We start from the raw sequence: 18,890 nt of genomic DNA on the forward strand, positions 1-18,890 counted from the left end.
AACGCTGGGGGAAGGTCAAGGGGGAGAATAGGGGCGGGGCTCGATCTGGGGTTTTCTGAACCACGAAATACACGAAATGTTGTGAGTGGAAAGGAACCGGGGCTAAAAGTCTGACCGCATTTATTGAGGGATCTCCCGTTGTCGTGAGACAACAGGAGGTTGTGGAGCACGCGTGCTGTTATAGTTCAACGAACCTCAGCTTATCGGGGCTTTGTTCTGCAGGGGGCGATTTCTCTGCGACCTCCTGTTCGCTGCGCTCACCCCGAATTGCATTCGGGGTTACCCATTTTTCTTTGCCGCGAAAGATACGAAATTTTTATGCGAGGTCAGCACAGTCGGGCGAGCCGACTGTGGCCCCCGTCGTTTGCCGGGGTGGTGAAAGGGGGGCTGGAAGGTTTCCCTGTCCGTTTCCTGCTCGATGCGCTTGAATCGATGGTTCATTATGCACGTCATAAAAACTTCTGTACGCGATTAGTGTGACAGGGTAAGATCAGCGGGTATGTACGGGGATTGAACAGACTGCTTTCATGTTTTTAATGTTGCACCCAGGAAAGAAGCCGAATGAAGGACGAACAGACGATTGACTGTTTAACCTTTGAGGCGTGTCTACCGGATGATTCCGTGTGGAGCCAGGATGGGGATCTGATGGTGCCGGGAGGCAGGGCGATTGCTGCGGTTCTGATTGAACTGTTCAAAGAAGCCGGAGTGAATGTCGAGCCTGCTGAGCAACAGGAGTACTATGCCTGGCTGATCCCGGTGGAGTCGGACGGTTTGCGTCTAGAGTTTTATCTGCACGACTTACATCCGTGGCTGCTGATCTGTGAATCACAGGGACGCTGGTATCAATTGCAGAAGAAGCGGCAGAAGCTGAAGGTACTCTATGAACGTGTTCTGACGGAGCTTAAGGAACGACTTCAATCCGATTCGCGGTTTTCTGATGTTCGGGCAGGATCGAGAGAGACACTGCTTTGAAAAACTGTGATATTGCAGGGGATTGGGGCCAGATGAAGAATTCAGGATTTTAAGGGACCACGAAAGGCACGAAAATTTTGTGCATCGTTGATCGCAGGGAATAAGATGGAGGGGTTGACCTTCTCTGTTTTCAAAAATTGATTCTGTGTCAGGAACAGGTAACCGAAAATGGCATCTTCCGACAAGAGCGCGCAGCCCAGGGAAAAGGTTTTCACTCTCGGGAATACCATTGTGATGCTGCTGTTTCTGGGGGTGATCTATTTTCTTTTTTTCCATGGTTTCGTGTTTGCGAATGCGGCGAATGCGGAGTTGCTGGCGATCTATGAGGTTGCTGAAGTGGGGGGCTCTTTGCGTGAACTGGATGAACAAGTTGCGAAGCTGCCTCAAACGTGGATCACTGCTTCTTCGCATGAGGATTTGCGAATCTTTTCCACCCCGCTCCAATTTGGTGCTTCAGAATGGTACCTGAGAATCGAGGCAGAAGAAGGGCTGATTACGTGTGTCCGGATTCATACGGCGGACTCGATTCGCTTTCACCCCGAGGCGGCGCCGCCTGATAAGGGAGAGTGCTCATTCGAGACATACTGATGTGAGTGTCTGGTGTGCATCTCGCGTGAAGGGGGCGGATGTGTAGAATGAGGCAGGTTTGCGTTATGAGCGGAATTGCGTTCGGCATTGACTCTCGATCAGCATCAACCTTTTTACCGGCGGCTGGTGCCTTGCCGCTCACGGTTGGTGGGCTGTGATTCCCTTTGGATGTTGATACCGGTGGTATGTCGTCAGGCGGGCGAACACATGGGTGCGCCCCTACGACAGACAGGGGATTGGTTTCTCTGTTGTGGATTGTGAGATTGCTCTGACCGTTTCCTGTTCGCTGCGCTCACCCCGAATTGCATTCGGGGTTACCCGTTTTCTTTACCGCGAAAGGCACGAAAATATTTTGTGCGAGGTCAGCACAGTCGGGCGAGCCGACTGTGGCACCCGTTGTGTAATTGGTTTTTTGAGAGGTTGTCATGTTGAGAACGAAATTCGTGAACGGAGACAGGGAGGCCAGGACAGAATTTTGTCCCGATGTGGCCGGATTTTGTCCTGGTGTGTCCCGGTTTTTGTCCCTGTGTGACCGGAGTCTGTCCTGGTTTGCCCTGAACAATATGTGGGAAACATTTCGCATGAGTTCTGTTTGCTCCAGTGAAAACCTGTTGAAAAGCGGTGTGGATTCAGGTGCTGTTGCGTCAGTGGTGTCTGGTGTTCCGGTGCACGCTGACCTGCCTCGCGCGCGAGCCAGAGGGGAACAGCATACGATTCGGGAGGGGCGGATCAAGAGGAGTTTGTGCAGTAAATACGGGGAAAATGAGCACCTGATTACGGGGCGCGTGTCAGGGGAAACGACAAATAAGTTCCTCAATCTCGTATTTCTGGTATATAATGGCTAAGATAATCGCTTCGAACCAAGAACTGTCTGAATCTTCACAACTGACATACATCGGCACTATGGGGTGCCTGGATCTGATTTATGAAACATCTGTCTCAAGCAGAAGAAATTGAGGAAATCCGCCAGCTGGTGCGGAAGAGCGGCCTGCGGAGTACGGCGGCCCGGATTACCGTGATCCAGTTTTTACGAAAGGCGAAGTCTCCGCTGACGCACGCGGAGATTGCAGAAGATCTGACCCCCATGGGCTTTGATAAAGCGACCGTGTATCGCAACCTGATTGACCTGGCGGATGCAGGTCTGGTGAAACGGACCGAGCTGGGCGATCATGCCTGGCGGTTCGAATTACGGAACCCGGATGAGCCGGAAGATGCAGAGCATCCGCACTTTGTCTGTACCGAATGCGGCAGTGTTTCCTGTCTGCACGATGTGGAATTCAAGACTCCCAAGAACAAGCAGTGGGCGGCGGTCGGTAAAGTGACCGAGATCCTGCTCAAGGGAATCTGCAGCGAGTGTGAAGAGGAAGAGTGAGCGCTGGTCAGTGGTCGTGCTTGTGCTCGTGCGAATGACCGTCGTCTGATTCTTCCGCGTGCGAACCGTGGTTGTGAACGTGTTCGGGTTCGAGAAAGCCGATGCCATACGCGAGGGCGATGCCGAGCAGGAGTACGAACGAGAGTCGGAAGCGGTTATGCGAATGGAATTCCATTTCCGGCAGCAGGTCGCCCAGTGAGATACAGATGAAGACGCCCGCGGCGAAGGCCAGGGCACAGCCGATGATGATGTGCTGGTTATCGGAAAACTGCTGCACGCCCAGGAAGAAGAGCAGGGCACCGAGGGGGCACATCAACGCGAAGCCGATGTTGACGGCGTTTCTCCAGCCGGCGGACCAGCCACCCGCGGCCATCAGTGATGTGATCGAAACGGCATCTAGTGGTTTGTGTAGTGCGATCGCCAGAAAAGTTCCGAGGCCGAACAAAGAGAGAAAGACTTCGTGGTGTTGCTCGGCTATGATACTGGCGCCGAGAGCGAGCCCGTCAATCAGTGTGTGCAGGGCCAGACCCAGGGCGATGCCGACCCAGCTCAAATGATGCGAGTGGGCATGCGTGTGCGAATGGACCGGCGCGTGCGCGTGATGCTGATCGCAGTCGTGATCGTGGTCATGGTCATGGTCATGGTCGTGGGGGTGTCCTTCTTCTTCGAGTTCCACGGTACCGTGCTGGTGAAAGTGGAAGGTTCTCAGCAGGAAGAAGAGCGTGATGATGCCGGTCATCATCCACCAGACGGCGCGGTCAATCGATCCCATTTCGGCGACCGCGTGTGGCAGAAGATGAAAGACGCCGATGCCCAGCATGAGTCCGCCGACAAAACTGATGAGCGTTTCCATGCGGGTGTGTGTCAGTTTGACAAACGAGGGGAGCCAGCCTCCCATTAAGGACGAGAAGACAATCAACGCGCAATAAATGCCGAGCAGCGTGTATGACCAGCCGGTGTTGTTTTCGGAGGCCGGTTCTGTCGTGGATTCCTCAGTGGCGGTGCTGGTTGTTTTTTCCGGGTGCGGGTGAGTGTGTTCGGCAGCCGCGGCCTGGGTGGGGCGCGAGGTGAAAAAGCCGGGCGCTACCAGGAAGGTGACCAGGGGAATCGTGAGCAGCAGAAAGGTCAACCGCACGTCGTTTTTGAGGTGTGACAGGGGTTTCATGGGATCAGAACAATCAGCAGTGAGCGTGAACTTGAAGCGGACTTAGCGGGAATGGAATTCTCTATCGGCGTTCAAGTATTGTAATAGCAAATAAATTGCGATTGAATTTAGCTTTTACGATGAATCAAGACAAGAGCCGTCCCGTGTTGATTGGGGAAGTTTCTGAACTTCTGCACCGCGGTTGGGGCGTTGGGGAGGCGATTCAGCCCCGATCTGGCTGTGTGGAGGGTATTACCCCGGTTTGAGACACTGTTTGCCGGCTCAAAGCAGCGCTTCTTTAAGAGGGTTTATTAAAGGGATGTTTGTCTCCACTAAAGATAAGTGCAGTTATTGACTCACTTTACCCTGTTAAACTCTTCCGGTTAGGGGTTCTGTTCGGAGTGTTCCTAAGGTGCGGGCGATTGTGAAGCGTCTTAACCGTATCTTAATATTTGCTTCAAAAAAGATCCGCCGATAAGCGAATACAGGATCTCGTTGTTTTTGCAGGCATGTGGAAATACGGATTAATTAGTAAAACCGCCTGGTAAGGAAACCGGGCCATGAACATCAGGGATGAAGATGCGCACATTCATTAAGACTGCAGGTTTCCTGCTCTTACTGGGGACACTGTTTCGTACAACCAGTGTCATTGCGGAAGATGCTCGAATCGATTCTGCTCAACTGGAGCGCCTGCTGGACCGTTTAGAAGCAGCAGAACAACGGATCCAGGAGCTGGAGCAGAAGAAAGAGGAGCCAAAGCAGCAGACTCCTCCTCCGGCCCCGGCTTCGCGGATGGCGCCGCCCCCTCAGCTGGAAAAAGCGAGTGGGGGACTGGACGACTCCGAGCAGCTGTTGATCAACAACTTCTACGATGAAGCGGGAGACAACGCTCTGGAGAGCCGCCTGTCGACCCTGGAAGAGGACTGGAAAAAGTTCTCCGAATCAGAGCAGGCCAAGAAAGCCGAAGATGCTGCCAAGCCGACCACATTGAAAGTCTTTGGTCGTATTCACCTGGACGGCTGGAACTTCTCTAACAGCACTCCGGGGATCGAGTCCTTTAATGATCCAACCGATCCAACCGATCCGCAGAACCGTGTTGGGTTCCGTCGCGTTCGTATCGGCGTGTCTGGTAAAATCAAAGACAACATGCTCTACAAATTCGAGTATGACTTCGCCGATCCTGGTGACCCCGCGTTCAAAGACGTTTACATGGGGTGGAACGATCTGCCTGTCTTTCAGACGCTGTTAATTGGTAACCAGAAGCGTCCGCTGGGTATGGATCACCTTAACAGTAGTCGTTACAACTGGTTCATGGAACGTCCGCTGGTGATCGAAGCGTTCAACCAGGATGCACGTCGTTTGGGTATTTGTGCCTACGGCGTTTCGGATGATGAGACCTGGAACTGGCGTTACGGTATCTTCAACCTGGAAGATGTCTCGAAAGACGGGGCGTACATTGGCGATGCGGGTCAGTATTCGCTCAATGGTCGTTTTGCCGGGACCCCCTGGTACGATGAAACCTCGGGTGGTCGCGGTTACCTGCACCTGGCTGTCGCCGACATGTGGGCCAAGCCGGATGGCGATCCGAGTGCGACCGCTTCCAATGATAACGAAGCCCGTTTCCGGACCCGTCCTGAAGCCCGTACCAGCAGCCGCTGGATTGACACCGGCGCGATTGCAGGAGCCGAATGGTTCAACACACTGGGTTTCGAAGCGATGTTGAACATTGGATCTTTCGGGGTCGTCAGCGAATACCAGGTGACTCATGTGGGCCGTGGTTCGCAGGGATCTCAGCTGACGTTTGAAGGTGCTTATGTCGAGGCTGGTTACTTCCTGACTGGCGAATATCAGCCGATCGACCGCAAGTCCGGAACCATTGGCCGCGTCAAGCCGCTGGAGAACTTCTTCCTGGTTCGTACTTGTGACGACGAAATCGGTGGTGGCTGGGGTGCGTGGCAGGTTGTGGCCCGTTACTCCTACCTGGACCTGTCTAACGGAAATATCACCGGTGGTGATGAGACCAACTTCACCTTTGGTATGAACTGGTGGTGGAATTCTCACTCGCGTGTGCAGTTCAACTACATCCATGCTCAGATTGATGACCGTGGTCCGATCAACGGATATACCGGTGGTCGATCCGACATCTTCGGTGCCCGGTTTATGGTGGACTTCTAAGCCAGGTTCCAACTCAGCGACTATCAATATTTGAAATTTAAAATCTCAGGAAGTGAGAATTATGAAATACTTAGCAATCGTTGTGCTGGCAGTCACGGTCAGCCTGTCGGGGGGAACTCAGAGCTCAGCCGGAAACGGCACCCCCTGTTGCGACAAAGCAAACGGTGCGTGCGGCAGCTGCAACAGTTGTTCTCAGGGTTGTAAGACCTGCCGGCTGTATGTCGAGAATCTGAAAGTAAAGAAGCATTGTTTCTTTACTGAATGCAAAGACATCTGTATTCCTCCCGTGCGGTTTCCCTGGCAGAAGTGCTGCGACCTGAAGTGTGGGAAGGTCAAGACTGTGCGTGTGCTGAAAAAGCACGAATACAAGTGTGATAAATGTGGATACAAGTGGACGGTGGAAGATCTCTGCGGGAACTGCAACAGTGGTGCCTGCGAGGCCATGCCTCCCGCTCCTGCGAAGTCAGCCCAGGCGCAGCCTCCGCTGGCACCAGCGACTTCAATCAGAAAAAAGTAATCTGACGTTTCAGAATCACTCTGAATGAGCTCTGCCGGTAATCTGTGCTGCCTGAAAACAGCGACCGATTACCGGCTTCGTTTCACGAAGAGGCTTTCGCCTGCGGGCGGTGAACCAGCGAGTAGACACAGGGGATCAGGACAAGCGTCAGGAGTGTGGAGACAACCATTCCCCCCAAGAGTGCCCGTGCGAGTGGAATCATGGCCTCGTTTCCGGGTGAGAGCTGGAACGACAGCGGCAGCATGGAAGCGACCAGGGTCAGGGAGGTCATCAAAATGGGTCTGAGGCGCACCTGGGCAGCGGAGAGTGCTGCCTCGCGTGGTGTCAGACCTTCCCTGCGGCGCTGGTTGGCGAATTCAACGAGCAGAATGGAGTTGTTGACGACGACGCCGATCATCATCAGGGTGCCCATCAGCGACTGAATATTGATGTAGGTGTCGGTCAGGTACAGAATCAGGAGGACGCCTCCCAGTCCGAGGGGAACCGCCAGCATGATGATCAGCGGATCGACGAAGGAGCGGAACTGGGCCATTAAAACGAGGTAGACCAGAGTGCCGGCGACGATGAGTCCGGTTCCCAGCAGGCTCATGCCGGTCTGCATGGTTTCTACGGGGCCGCGAATTGTCGTCGAGACGCCGTTTTCAAATTCGAGTTGTTTGAGTGTGTTTCTGATATCCTGGGCGACCGAGCCGACATCCCGGCCGGCGACATTCACGTAGACGTCATTGACGCGTGAAATATTGTAATGCGCGATCTCGCCGGGGATGGTAACCCGCTTGACGGTGGCGATGTTCGACAGGGGGATCGTGACTGGCCCGGTGGGAGTGCTGAGCGAAAGAGGGATGTTGCGAACTTCGTCCAGCGTCTGGAACTCATTCGATTTGTATTGCACGCCCATGAAGAAGTCGACGCCGGACTTGGGATCGATCCAGATGGTGGGCGAATAGCCGACGCTCGATCCCAGGGCGGTCAGGACGGTCTGGGCGACTTCTTCCTGGTCGACCCCCAGGTACTTGGCGCGGGTGCGATCCACCTGAATATCGAATTGTGGATAGTCCAGCGACTGCGCGATCTGGACGTCCTCGGTTCCGGGGATCTGCTGGACTGCGGCGACGACTTTTTCGGCAGCGTTGCGACACTGGTCGAGAGTACCTGCGGCGACTTGCACGTTAATCGGGGTAGGGACGCCTTCATTCAATGCCAGGTTGACAATGCCGCCGGAGACGAACAGGAACTGTTCCAGAGGATACTTCTCAGCAAGCTTCTGACGCAGTTGCTGAATATAGATTTTTGTACTCGTGGACCGATTGTCCTGTTTCAGATTGACGATCAGGTAGGCAGTGTCGGGTCCGGAATTGGAGCTGAGGACAGTGGAGAAGCCGGCACCTTTTCCGACGGGCAGGCCGATGTTGGCGATGAGCGTGTCAATTTCTTCAGGCGGCACAATCTCTTTGACGGTCTCTTCGATGCTGGCGACCAGTTTTTCGGTTTCTTTCAGCTCGGTGCCGGGAAGTGTTTTGATTCGGATTTCAAAGGTGCCCGCATCGACGTCGGGAAAGAGTTCAGTCCCGAGTCGGGGCCAGAGCAGGAAGCTGGTTCCGACGGCGACGATGATCAGCAGTCCGCTGAGTGCGGGGGCTTTCAAGATATCATTCAGAAATCGTCCATAAATGCCGTGCGGCTGGGAGTCATTCTGGGTAGATGATTCCAGTGAGTTATCTGCAGAGGTTTGTTTCTGAACGCGTTCCCGAACGAAGGTGGCACAGAACGCGGGGACGACAGTCAGGGCCAGGATGTATGAAGCGCCGATGGTGAACGTGGCTGCCAGCGAGAGCGGTTCAAACAGGTATTTAATCATGCCGGTCAGAAAGACCGCGGGGAGAAATACGGCCAGCGTGGTGATGGTACCCGCCAGGATGGCCCCCGAGACTTCCATCGTCCCTTCCCGGGCCGCTTCGAGTGCCGATTTTCCCATCCGCTGGTGACGTATGATATTTTCGACCACCACAATGCCGGCGTCTACGACGGTGCCGATCGCCAGGGCAATCCCGCCGAGCGTCATGACGTTAATCGTCTGTCCGGTAAAAGCAAATCCCAGACCACCGATCAGAATGGATAACACGATCATAGAGACAATAATCAGTGTCGGCAGGAAGCGGCGGAGAAACACAAACACAACCGCGGCGACCAGGAGCGCGCCCAGGCCGACCTGACTGTAGAGGTTGCTCATGGCTTTGCGGATGTAATGCGACTGGTCCGAGACGAGCGTGACTTCGGTCGCTTCCGGGATGTCCCCCCGTTCTTTCATCTTGGGGATTTCGGTGGAGATCCCCTCGTAGATCCGGTCGACAACCGCGATCGTGTTCTCGCCCGGCTCCCGCAGCAGCGGACAGTAGACGCTTCGTTTGCCATTCACGCGTACGATGTTGTATTGCAGGGCCGCATCGTCTTTCACTTCGCCCAGATCGCGGATGAAAATCGGTCGGCCATCACGCACGGCGACCGGGATCGCTTCGATTTCCTCTGTCGTGGGTAATGTGTTTTTGGGATGGATCTGGTAATCGGTGCCACCGACCCGCGCCGTTCCTGCTGCCAGCACCAGGTTGGATTTTTTGAGTGCGTCGACCACATCGGTCGTACTGACATGATGTGCCTGCAGCTTGGCTGGATCGACATAGACCATCATCTGGCGGAACTTTCCGCCGAACGGGTGGGGAATCTGTACCCCTTTCAATCCGCCCATTTTATTACGGACCGCGTAGTAGCCAATGCTGTAGAGTTCCGATTCGCTCAAGCCTTCCCCAGAAATCGCAGCGAGGACTACGGGCAGATTCGAGGGTTCACTGCGGAGTGTAAACGGCCATTCGATTCCGGGAGGCAGGTGAAACATGTCACTGGCTTCCAGGTTGACGATATCGTTCATTGCAGAACTGGGATCAGCGCCGGCCTGGAAGAAGATCTTGATGACGGCGGCACCGGGGACCGTGCGGGATTCCTGGTGCTCAATCTTGCCTGCCAGGGTCAGGGCGCGCTCGACGCGTGAGGTGACCGACTTCTCCATGTCGAGTGTGGGCAGTCCGGGATAAGAGAAGAAGCTGACCACGACTGGTTTTTTGAAGTCGGGCAGAATATCGACCGTGATCCCGGGGATGACGGCGGCTCCCAGCAGGCAGAGCGCGACAGCTCCCGCGAGAACAGCGTAGCGATTCTTGAGTGAAAAGTTGATGAGTCCCATGACGCCCGTACTTTCCTGTTCGTCTCTAAATCAATGAATGTTCGGTGATGAATTCCGGAGTCAGTTCGCTCAGCGCTGGAGTGGTGCGACCTTGTCGCCCGACTGGAATCGCTTGAGATGGGCGTCAATGACCTTCTGGCCTGGAACGATGCCCGCCAGGATTTCAATCGACTGGCCATTGTCGATGCCCGTCGAGACCTGGACGATGGAGACGACGTCATCATCGTTGACGGCATAGACGTAGGCCTGTCCCGAGGATTCATAGCGAATGGCCCGGGAAGGCAATGTGCTGGCCGTAATTTGTGCCGAGAGAGTAATCGTCGCCTGGCCGAACATGCCGGGGAGCAGTTTGCGGTCGGGGTTGGGAACGTCCGCTTCGACCAGCATCGTTCGGGTATGCGGATCGAGGGCGCCTGTAAAGCGGGACACTTTTGCTTTCAGTTCTGCTTCGCCTGCAAACGAGGGGAATCGCAGTGTGACCAGGTCGCCCCGGTTCACCAGAGCCGCTTCTGCTTCCGGGACCGGGATCTGAATGCGGACCTGTTCGATCTGATCAATTACGAACAGGGGTTCTCCTTTACCGACCTCATTTGCTTCACGCACCAGGTCGCCGGGATCAATCGAGCGGGCGGTGATCATGCCGGCGAACGGAGCTTTGATTTGAGAGTACGCCAGCAGTACTTCCAGTTCTTCCAACTGACGTCGTGCGATGGAGGTCTGGGCCTGGGCTGCCTGCAGATCGGCCTGGGCTGATTTCTGTTTCGCTTTAGCAACGACGACCTCCGCCATTGCGGAATTGATTGCCGAGTTCACACTCTGCTGACTGGCGAGTTCGGAATCTCGTTTTTTGCGAACTTCATCCAGAACCCTGCTCTCTAGCGACCTTCGTTTCACCAGGTCACTGGTTCTGGCGAATTCCGCTTCCGCTGCTGCGACGACTGCTTTGACGCGGTTCAATTCCGATTTCGACTGGGCCAGCCTGGCTTCGGCAGACTGAACATTGGCCTGGCTGAGTTCGATTCCCGCTTCGGCCCGTTTTTCTTCTGATTCATACCGGGTAACCTGCGCCTGAAGCACGAGACGCTGCTTCTGCAGTTCTGGTACATCGATGGTGGCCAGTACCGTTCCCTGTTTGACGTAATCGCCGATATCGGCTTTGACCTCGCTCACATAACCGCTCACCTTGGCCCGCAGTTCAGCCTTGTAGTAGGGCAGGATGGTCGCCGGCTGTGTGGTGGTCCGCGTTACCTGTTCCTGTGTCACGGAGATCATTTTTACGGGAACGGGCGGGGTCTTTTTTTTCTGCAGTGTGATTTCTGTTTCTTGAGAGCAGCCTGATAAGGCGGCTGCCAGGCAGAGCGCGCTGATGCAGCGCGTCACCAGAGGCGGGTAAGACATCATGAGCAGTGGACCTTCATTTATGACAAAATGGGAATGTATTGAAAATCTACCATTGAAAAAGGGGAGATTGTAGATGGACGACACTGAATTGCAGATTTTTTGCTGCATTTTTTAACCGGGAATACCTGCATAGGCCGCAAACTCAACCGGATCGGAGCAACTGTCTCAAGGCTTGCAATTCGAATCTGAAACCCGTCGGATCAGCGCGGTTAGTGGGGTGATTCTGCCGATACTTTCGAGACAGGAAGTGTAAATAGCATAAGCGCCAAAACACGGAAGGTTTTACAATGCGTCGACGAGAAGGCAGGTTATGGATGGGATTAGGCCTGGTCTGTCTGAGCGGGTGTTCAACGGTGCAGACCGCATTCCACGGTACTGCTCAGGACAGACCGGAAGTTCCTGACCGCGCCCGCATGATCGCAGAGCAGGATCTGGATGACATCCTGCTGAAGAAGCCCTCCTGTAATACCCGCTATCTGACGAAGAAAAAAGCGAGTCTGGTCAGTTTGCGGCCTCCTGTTCGCTCGGGCGATCATTCCGTAGCCACCACCGAAACGGAAGTCCCCGTGTTCTCAACGCAGAAGGTTCAGTCGGTCAGTCATGAAGACAAACCGCTGGTGCCGGCCGTGGAACAGAAAACAGCCACGTTGATGATTGATGGGAAGGCCTATCGCGTTCAACTGCTGGAAGAAGCCACGGAGCCCGAGCCGAACAGCGCCATCACCACCGCCTCAGCAAATGTCCCTCCCGCACCGGCCGTGCTACCCATTTCGGAATTTGATCAATCCGAACTGAGTCAGTCCCCCATTCCTGCAGAGGATTCTCTACGACTCAATTTACCAACGGCGTTGTCCATGATCGGCGGCGAGCATCCTGCCGTCGGGCTGGCACAATGGAAGGTTCAGGAAGCCTATGCTCGACTGGATCAGGCGAATGTTCTCTGGCTGCCTTCGATTCAGCCCGGGTTCAGCTTTGACCGGCATGATGGAAATCTGCAGCCCAGCGATGGCTCGATCGTGGATGTGAATCGGAACTCATTCCAGTACGGTCTGGGAGCGGGAGCCACGGGGGCCGGCACAACTCCGGTTCCGGGCATCGTCGCTCGATTTCATATGGCTGATGCCATCTTCCAGCCTGAAATTGCCGAGAAAACCGCCTGGGCTCAAAGTCATGCCGTCGATGGTGTACTCAACGAACAGTTGTTTAAAGTTGCCGATGCGTACCTGGAATTGCTGGAAGCAGAACAGGATATTCGCATTCTGGAAGAGACCCGCAAACATACCGCCGGTCTGGCCAAGCTGACTCACGACTTCGCAGCAACCGGACAGGGGCTGCAGGCAGACGCTGACCGGATGAAAACGGAACTCGCGCTGGATGACAACCGGGTTGTCAGTGGACGGGAACGAGTCGAGATCGCTTCGGCACGTCTGTCAGAAGCGCTCAGCGTCGACAGTGGTCAGCGGATTGTTCCCCTGGATGTGACAGTCGTTCCCCTGGATCTGGTTTCTCCCGATCTGGACAAAGGCACGCTGATCAGCACCGGCCTGGCCAGCCGACCCGAATTGAAGGAAGCGCAAACTCTCGTCGCCGTTGCCTGTGAGCAGTATAAACGTCAACGCTATGCCCCGTTTATTCCCAGCGTATTACTGGGATTCAGTAATGGTGGTTTCGGGGGCGGTCTCAGTGACAGCCTCAATAATGTGGGCGAGCGTTACGATTTTGATGCCATCGTTACCTGGGAAATTCGCAATCTCGGCTTTGGAGAAGGTGCCGCCCGCAGGGAGACACAGGCGCAAATCGAGCAGGCCCGGTTCCAGCAGATCAAGGTCCTGGATCAGGTGGCGCGTGAGATCTCAGAAGCGCATGCCCAGGTTGTGCATCGCGCACAAAATATCAGGATCACAAAAGCAGGGATCAAGTCTGCTGAGGAATCTTATGAAAGAAACCTGGGACGGATCCGGGATGGTCAGGGGTTACCCATCGAGGTTCTGCAGTCCGTCCGCGCATTGGAAGCTGCTCAGCGGGCTTACCTGACAGCGGTGATTCAATACAATCAGGCACAGTTCCGTCTGCAATGGGCACTGGGCTGGCCCGTGTTCGCACCAGACGCATCTGCTGAGGATGAATTGAGCATCAGGTAACCTTCGTCTGGCTGTCATTACTCTGCGAATGGCGTATTTCTCAGGCCAGACACGAATAATCCTTTCAAACAGGTTCAGATCTGGCATAATTAAAGAGCTTCAGCCTGGTACCCCTCTGTCGTTCTTTCCCTTCCTGATTATTGTGTGACAGCATGATCTGTATTTCTGTAACTCCCGAATCCCGTAACTTTGCCAAGGTCGATATCCTGAACGCAGCCGCGCAGTGCGACCTCGTGGAACTCTGCCTGGACCGGTTGATCAAGACACCCGATATTGGCGATCTGATCTCAGGTTTCGAAGTGCCGATTCTGGTTTCCTGTCGGCACCCCGAAGAAGGGGGGCAGTTCAAAGGCACGGAAGCGGAGCGGGTCCAACTGCTCAAGCAGGCGATCATCGCGGAGCCGGAATACATTGAGCTGGACCTGGAAACGGCGCGACAGATTCCCCGCTTCGGCAAGACCAAACGGGTCATCACTTACACGAGTCTGAAAAAGCCGCTGTCACAGGTCGATGATATTTTCGACGAAATGGAAGACGCGAAAGCGGACGTGATCAAGTTTACCTGGCCGACTCCCACGCTGCAGACCGCGTGGCCTTTACTGGCGGCAATCAGTCAGAAGCGGGAGATTCCCGTCGTCGGGCTGGGACTGGGCGCAGCGGGGATTACGTTTTCTCTGCTGGGGACGAAATACGGTTCACCCTGGATTTACGCGGCCCTGGAAAAGGGGATGGAAGTTTTCGAGGGGCAGCCGACGGTCGCGGAGCTCAACGAAGTGTTTCACTGTCAGCGTATCACGGCCAAGACCCGTTTCATTGGTGTGGCAGGGCTGGGGGTGACAGAACGGCGGACAGTTGAGGTCATCAATAAAGCCTCTGAGAGACTGGGGCTGGATTATGTCTGTCTGCCGCTGGTGATCAACGACTTCAAACAGGTGCATAAGATGCTGGGGATTCTCAAAATCCGTTCGCTGGTAGTCAGTCCGCGGATGGGGGAATTCATCCTGCCTTTGGCCGAACATCTGGAAGAGTCTTCACAGAAGACCGGCTATGGCGATCTGCAGCTGAATCAGGCGGATGGCTGGCATGCTTACGATACCGTTCGACGGAGTGCGATCCGGAGCCTGGAGACAACGCTCGGGGCAGGCACTGATGGAGACAGTTCTGTCTTTCAGCGGAAGAACATTCTGGTGCTGGGACAGGGTGGGCTGACGAAGGCCATCGTCTACAGTCTGACCCAACTCGGCGCTGTCGTGAGTGTCACTTCACCCAACGATCGTGCGGCGCAGGGAATCGCGAAGACGTTTGATGTGCGATATGTGCCGTTTGCAACGATCTATGACACGCTGAGTGACATCGTGATTCAGACCGATCCTGAATTGCAGCTGGGACCCGGCAAGTTGAATTTCAATCCCTCCTATCTTCGTGAGACCATGACGGTGATGGATATCAGCCATCTGCCCGAAGAGACGGAGTTGATCCGTGAGGCGGAGAACCGGGGCTGTGAAGTGGTGTCGGTGGATGAAGTCTATCGTCGGCAGTTGAATCAGATTTTCAAGGCGATTACCGGCCAGGAAATCCCGGACGAGATTTTCACCAGCCGGAGCGAATACACGCGGTGAGGCGGGGTGCCTCGTCGCGTTAGTTTGCCTGGTTGCGGTTGGCAGCTGGGAGCTTGAGCAGGCGCAGGCCGTTGAAAATGACGAGCAGGGAAGCACCCATGTCGGCAGCGATCGCAGCCCAGAGGGAAGCGTGATTGACGGCCATCAGGATCACGAACAGAACTTTGATGCTCAACGCAAAGATGATGTTCTGACGGATGATCTTCAGCGTGCGGCGTGAATGATGAATCAGCCAGGGAATCTTGGTCAGGTCGTCGGTCATCAGCGCGATATCAGCCGATTCAATGGCGACGTCACTGCCCGCGGCGCCCATGGCGATGCCCAGGCTCGAACGTCCCATCGCAGGTGCATCGTTAACGCCGTCTCCGACCATGGCGACATGCTCATATTCATTGACCAGGGACTCAATAACCGTGAGCTTTTCTGCGGGAAGCAGCTCTGCATGCACCTGATCCAGGCCGATCTCCCGGGCGACGGCTTGCGCGGTGCCCTGGTTGTCTCCCGTCAGCATGACCAGTTGCTCGATCCCCGTGGCGTGCAGCTCACGAATGACAGTTGCGGAGGTGTCGCGCACGCGGTCTGCCAGCGCGATGAAGCCACAGACGTGTGTGTCATTACCCACGACGACGACGGTCTGTCCGCTGGCAGAGAGTTCCTCCAGCTGCTGATGCACTTCGGCCGTTTCTTCTTTTCGTTCTTCCAGGTAACGGTGCGAGCCGAGCCAGAAATTTCTGCCGTTCAACGTAGCGGTAGCCCCTTTTCCCTGGATGATCTGATAGTCGTCCGCGGGCTGATAAGTGACGTTCCGCTCGGTAGCTGCTTCCAGGATAGCCAGTGCGAGGGGATGGTTGCTGTGTGCTTCCAGGGCAGCGGCGCGTTCGAGCAGTTCGGCTTCGGTGTGTCCATTGAGGGGCACGATTTTCGTGACGACCGGCTTCCCCTGCGTGAGCGTTCCCGTTTTATCCAGGGCCAGGGCGCGGAGGCGGGAAGGGGTTTCCACGAACACGCCCCCTTTGATGAGCACGCCGTTACGGGCAGCGGCAGCGAGCGCCGCAACGATACTGACGGGCGTCGAGATAACCAGAGCACAAGGGCAGGCGATGACCAGCAGGACCAGGGCACGATACATGGCATTGTGCCAGCTGACCTGCAGCAGCAGAGGCAGGCTCACCAGCACCAACAGTGCGAGGACCATGACGATGGGGGTATAGATCCGGGCGAATTTCTCGACCCAGAGTTCGGAGGGAGACCGCTTCGACTGGGCTTCTCCCACCATGCGGATGATCTGGGCGAGGACGGTGTCTTCAGCCGGCTTCGTACATTTCGCTTCCAGCAGCCCATCGCCGTTGATCGTACCGGCGTAGATTTCATCGTCCGCCTGTTTGCCGACAGGCACCGATTCACCGGTGATCGGCGCCTGGTTAACGTCACTGATCCCCTTGATGACGGTGCCGTCCAGCGGAATCTTTTCGCCGGGACGAATCAGAAACACGGTGCCGACCGAAACGGATTCTGCGGCAACTGTGATTTCATTCCCTTCCGCATCGCGGATGCGGGCGATGGGGGCGGACAGGTCCATCAAAGCAGCAACCGCTTTGCGGGCGCGACCCACGCTCCAGGCTTCGAGCAGTTGTGAGAACGAAAACAGAAAGGCAACCGCGGCGGCTTCGAACCATTCATCGATGAACAAGGCTCCCAGTACCGCGACGCACATCAACAGGTTCATGTCGGGGCGCAGACGTTTCAGGGCAAACCAGGCTTTGGGTAATACGAACCAGATGCCGCTCAGCATGGCTGCCAGGTATTGGATGCGCACAGGCAACGGCATGAAACCTCCCATGGCTTCTTCCGCACCGAGGGCCGCAGCGAAGCTGCCCGCCAGGATGACGTGGGTCACGAAAGCGGAGACCAGCATGATGCCACTCACGCTGGTCAGCAGGGTTCTGCCGTGACGCTTCCAGAAGGATGCCGAAGCCTTTTTTTTGTCAGGCTCCCAGGGTTCTGCCTGCATACCGGTCTCACGGACGGCGGCAATGATGGCTTCGCCAGTAACGGGTTCCGCATTGAGGGTGACCGTCATCCTGCGATTGAGGATATCGAAAAACAAGTGATCTTCGCCTCCCACCAGGGGAGAGAGTTCCCGCTTGAGGATCGTGACTTCCTCGGCGCAATCCATATCCTGTATCTTAAAGATGAGCTCGGTTGATTCCTGTTTCATGCAGCGGGACATTCAGAATGAAGGGATGTGGGAAGATCTAAATCTGTTGTTTCAATCATAGCACTTGAGGAATGCAAACAAAAACTTCGGTATTTTTTCTTCGCAAAATTCCTGAAAAGGGATAAGATCCTGCTCAGATATAAGGAATAACAGGAACCCGATTCAATCAGCGGCTGAATGGAAGGACAACGATGAGCAAAGACTACCTGGGTGCCAGGCGGAAAAAACTGATATCACAGATCAAACGGATCGGGGCCGAGGCCTTGCTGGTAACCAGTGAAACGAATGTTACGTATTTAACCGGTTTCAGCGGTGATTCCAGTTATCTGCTGATTGGCAAAGACCAGACCGTCCTGATCAGTGATGGACGATATACCACGCAGCTGGAAGAGGAATGCCCGGGACTGGATGTCCACATTCGCAAGCCGACCGAATCGATGATCGTGGCCCTGGAGCAGGTGCTGAAAAAGGCGCATCTCACTAAAGTGGGACTGGAAAGCCATGTTGTGACCTGCGATCTGCTGGACTCGTTAACCGGAATTACACCTGCTATCCAGTGGAACCCGGTTTCGAGTGTGGTGGAAGAACTGCGGATGGTCAAAGATGCGTCTGAGATTCAGGAGATCCGCGAAGCCGTCGATCAGGCGCAGCGCGGCTTCGAAGTCTTTCGTGCACTGCTGACAAACGAGATGACCGAACTGCAGGGAGCGCATGAACTGGAGCACGCGATGCGGCGGTTTGGTGCGCGACAGGCGGCCTTCGATCCCATTGTAGCAGTGGGGGAGCGATCAGCTCTGCCGCATGCGATCCCCACGGAAAAGCTGATTGGCGAATCTCCGTTTCTGCTGGTGGACTGGGGGGCGATGACACAGAAAGGGTATCGCAGCGATCTGACCCGGATGATTATCCGTGATCGGGCTCCCTCGAAACTGAAGAAGGTCTACAACACGGTGCTGCAGGCACAGCTTGCCGCGATTAAAGCGATAAAACCCGGGGTACTCTGCAAAGACGTCGATCAGGTCGCGCGGAAAGTCATCAACAAGGCGGGCTTCGGCAAACAATTTACCCACAGCCTGGGGCATGGCATCGGCCTGGACATTCATGAAGGCCCTCGACTGGGGGGCAATGTCGAGACCGAACTGAAGCCGGGGATGATTGTCACGGTGGAACCGGGCATCTATCTGCCGGGCTGGGGGGGCGTCCGCATTGAGGATGATGTGCTGGTGACCCGGAGCGGACATGAAGTCCTGACCAGCGTTCCCAAGGATTATGAGTCGGCGCTGGTTTGATTTCGCGAGAAGCCTATTACAATGTACATGGGCAGGCAGGCCTGCGCTCCATTTTCGAGTGACGTTAGAAGTTCTCTGATCGTAATAAGTAAGAAAAACTGACGTAAGTCTCTTATTTAAAAGGGTTATAGATGTTGAGGCTCTGCCTGATTTTATTGCAGAAACTTCCCGGTTGCGCTTGGTATTCTCGGGGGTTTTGGCTTAGAATCTCTCCCAACA

At 55.2% G+C, this 18,890-nt stretch carries 12 protein-coding genes; 8 read left to right on the plus strand and 4 right to left on the minus strand.

The annotated features are described in order from the left end of the window. Positions 1–561: 561 nt before the first annotated feature. The 3 genes from RID21_RS13150 to RID21_RS13160 all read left to right on the plus strand — a co-directional run bounded on the left by RID21_RS13150 (position 562) and on the right by RID21_RS13160 (position 2,932). Complete coding sequence (locus RID21_RS13150) at positions 562–972, plus strand: hypothetical protein (protein ID WP_350189508.1); 411 nt, start codon at positions 562–564, stop codon at positions 970–972. A 234-nt stretch (positions 973–1,206) separates the two neighbouring features. After that, positions 1,207–1,560: a hypothetical protein gene (locus RID21_RS13155; protein WP_350189510.1), complete on the plus strand. Its 354-nt coding sequence runs from the start codon at positions 1,207–1,209 to the stop codon at positions 1,558–1,560. A gap of 925 nt (positions 1,561–2,485) precedes the next feature. Then, positions 2,486–2,932, plus strand: a complete 447-nt coding sequence (locus RID21_RS13160) for a Fur family transcriptional regulator (RefSeq protein ID WP_145438445.1) — start codon at positions 2,486–2,488, stop codon at positions 2,930–2,932. Between the two features lie 7 nt (positions 2,933–2,939). On the opposite strand, the gene RID21_RS13165 is transcribed toward RID21_RS13160, so the two are convergent. Continuing rightward, positions 2,940–4,097 carry a ZIP family metal transporter gene (locus RID21_RS13165; RefSeq protein ID WP_350189512.1) on the minus strand — a complete coding sequence of 386 codons (1,158 nt, stop codon included), beginning with the start codon at positions 4,095–4,097 and terminating at the stop codon, positions 2,940–2,942. Positions 4,098–4,655: 558 nt separating this feature from the next. Here RID21_RS13165 and RID21_RS13170 point away from each other — a divergent pair. Further along, entirely contained in the window at positions 4,656–6,251 is a 1,596-nt protein-coding gene (locus RID21_RS13170; RefSeq protein ID WP_350189514.1) for a porin, read from the plus strand. 61 nt (positions 6,252–6,312) lie between these two features. Continuing rightward, positions 6,313–6,768: a hypothetical protein gene (locus RID21_RS13175; protein ID WP_350189516.1), complete on the plus strand. Its 456-nt coding sequence runs from the start codon at positions 6,313–6,315 to the stop codon at positions 6,766–6,768. 82 nt (positions 6,769–6,850) lie between these two features. Here the strand turns inward: RID21_RS13175 and RID21_RS13180 are convergent, their stop codons facing one another. After that, positions 6,851–10,003, minus strand: a complete 3,153-nt coding sequence (locus tag RID21_RS13180; RefSeq protein ID WP_350189518.1) for an efflux RND transporter permease subunit — start codon at positions 10,001–10,003, stop codon at positions 6,851–6,853. Positions 10,004–10,072: 69 nt separating this feature from the next. Then, complete coding sequence (locus tag RID21_RS13185) at positions 10,073–11,404, minus strand: efflux RND transporter periplasmic adaptor subunit (protein WP_350189520.1); 1,332 nt, start codon at positions 11,402–11,404, stop codon at positions 10,073–10,075. Between the two features lie 287 nt (positions 11,405–11,691). Between RID21_RS13185 and RID21_RS13190 the strand changes: the two genes are divergently transcribed. Both RID21_RS13190 and RID21_RS13195 read left to right on the plus strand, forming a co-directional pair. Beyond that, positions 11,692–13,545, plus strand: a complete 1,854-nt coding sequence (locus RID21_RS13190; protein ID WP_350189522.1) for a TolC family protein — start codon at positions 11,692–11,694, stop codon at positions 13,543–13,545. A 152-nt stretch (positions 13,546–13,697) separates the two neighbouring features. Further along, positions 13,698–15,164, plus strand: coding sequence for a type I 3-dehydroquinate dehydratase (locus tag RID21_RS13195; protein WP_350189524.1), 1,467 nt, complete (start codon positions 13,698–13,700; stop codon positions 15,162–15,164). A 19-nt stretch (positions 15,165–15,183) separates the two neighbouring features. On the opposite strand, the gene RID21_RS13200 is transcribed toward RID21_RS13195, so the two are convergent. Then, entirely contained in the window at positions 15,184–17,382 is a 2,199-nt protein-coding gene (locus tag RID21_RS13200) for a heavy metal translocating P-type ATPase (protein WP_350189526.1), read from the minus strand. Positions 17,383–17,573: 191 nt separating this feature from the next. Between RID21_RS13200 and RID21_RS13205 the strand changes: the two genes are divergently transcribed. Further along, entirely contained in the window at positions 17,574–18,671 is a 1,098-nt protein-coding gene (locus tag RID21_RS13205) for a M24 family metallopeptidase (RefSeq protein WP_350189528.1), read from the plus strand. The last annotated feature ends 219 nt before the right edge of the window (positions 18,672–18,890 follow it).

This window comes from Gimesia sp. (assembly GCF_040219335.1).
GTDB lineage: Bacteria > Planctomycetota > Planctomycetia > Planctomycetales > Planctomycetaceae > Gimesia.

Bases quoted from the DNA above. Each gene is read 5' to 3' on its own strand.
- RID21_RS13150 (WP_350189508.1), top strand. From the start codon at position 562: ATGAAGGACGAACAGACGATTGACTGTTTAACCTTTGAGGCGTGTCTA.
- RID21_RS13155 (WP_350189510.1), top strand. From the start codon at position 1,207: ATGCTGCTGTTTCTGGGGGTGATCTATTTTCTTTTTTTCCATGGTTTC.
- RID21_RS13160 (WP_145438445.1), top strand. From the start codon at position 2,486: ATGAAACATCTGTCTCAAGCAGAAGAAATTGAGGAAATCCGCCAGCTG.
- RID21_RS13165 (WP_350189512.1), bottom strand. From the start codon at position 4,097: ATGAAACCCCTGTCACACCTCAAAAACGACGTGCGGTTGACCTTTCTG.
- RID21_RS13170 (WP_350189514.1), top strand. From the start codon at position 4,656: ATGCGCACATTCATTAAGACTGCAGGTTTCCTGCTCTTACTGGGGACA.
- RID21_RS13175 (WP_350189516.1), top strand. From the start codon at position 6,313: ATGAAATACTTAGCAATCGTTGTGCTGGCAGTCACGGTCAGCCTGTCG.
- RID21_RS13180 (WP_350189518.1), bottom strand. From the start codon at position 10,003: ATGGGACTCATCAACTTTTCACTCAAGAATCGCTACGCTGTTCTCGCG.
- RID21_RS13185 (WP_350189520.1), bottom strand. From the start codon at position 11,404: ATGATGTCTTACCCGCCTCTGGTGACGCGCTGCATCAGCGCGCTCTGC.
- RID21_RS13190 (WP_350189522.1), top strand. From the start codon at position 11,692: ATGCGTCGACGAGAAGGCAGGTTATGGATGGGATTAGGCCTGGTCTGT.
- RID21_RS13195 (WP_350189524.1), top strand. From the start codon at position 13,698: ATGATCTGTATTTCTGTAACTCCCGAATCCCGTAACTTTGCCAAGGTC.
- RID21_RS13200 (WP_350189526.1), bottom strand. From the start codon at position 17,382: ATGAAACAGGAATCAACCGAGCTCATCTTTAAGATACAGGATATGGAT.
- RID21_RS13205 (WP_350189528.1), top strand. From the start codon at position 17,574: ATGAGCAAAGACTACCTGGGTGCCAGGCGGAAAAAACTGATATCACAG.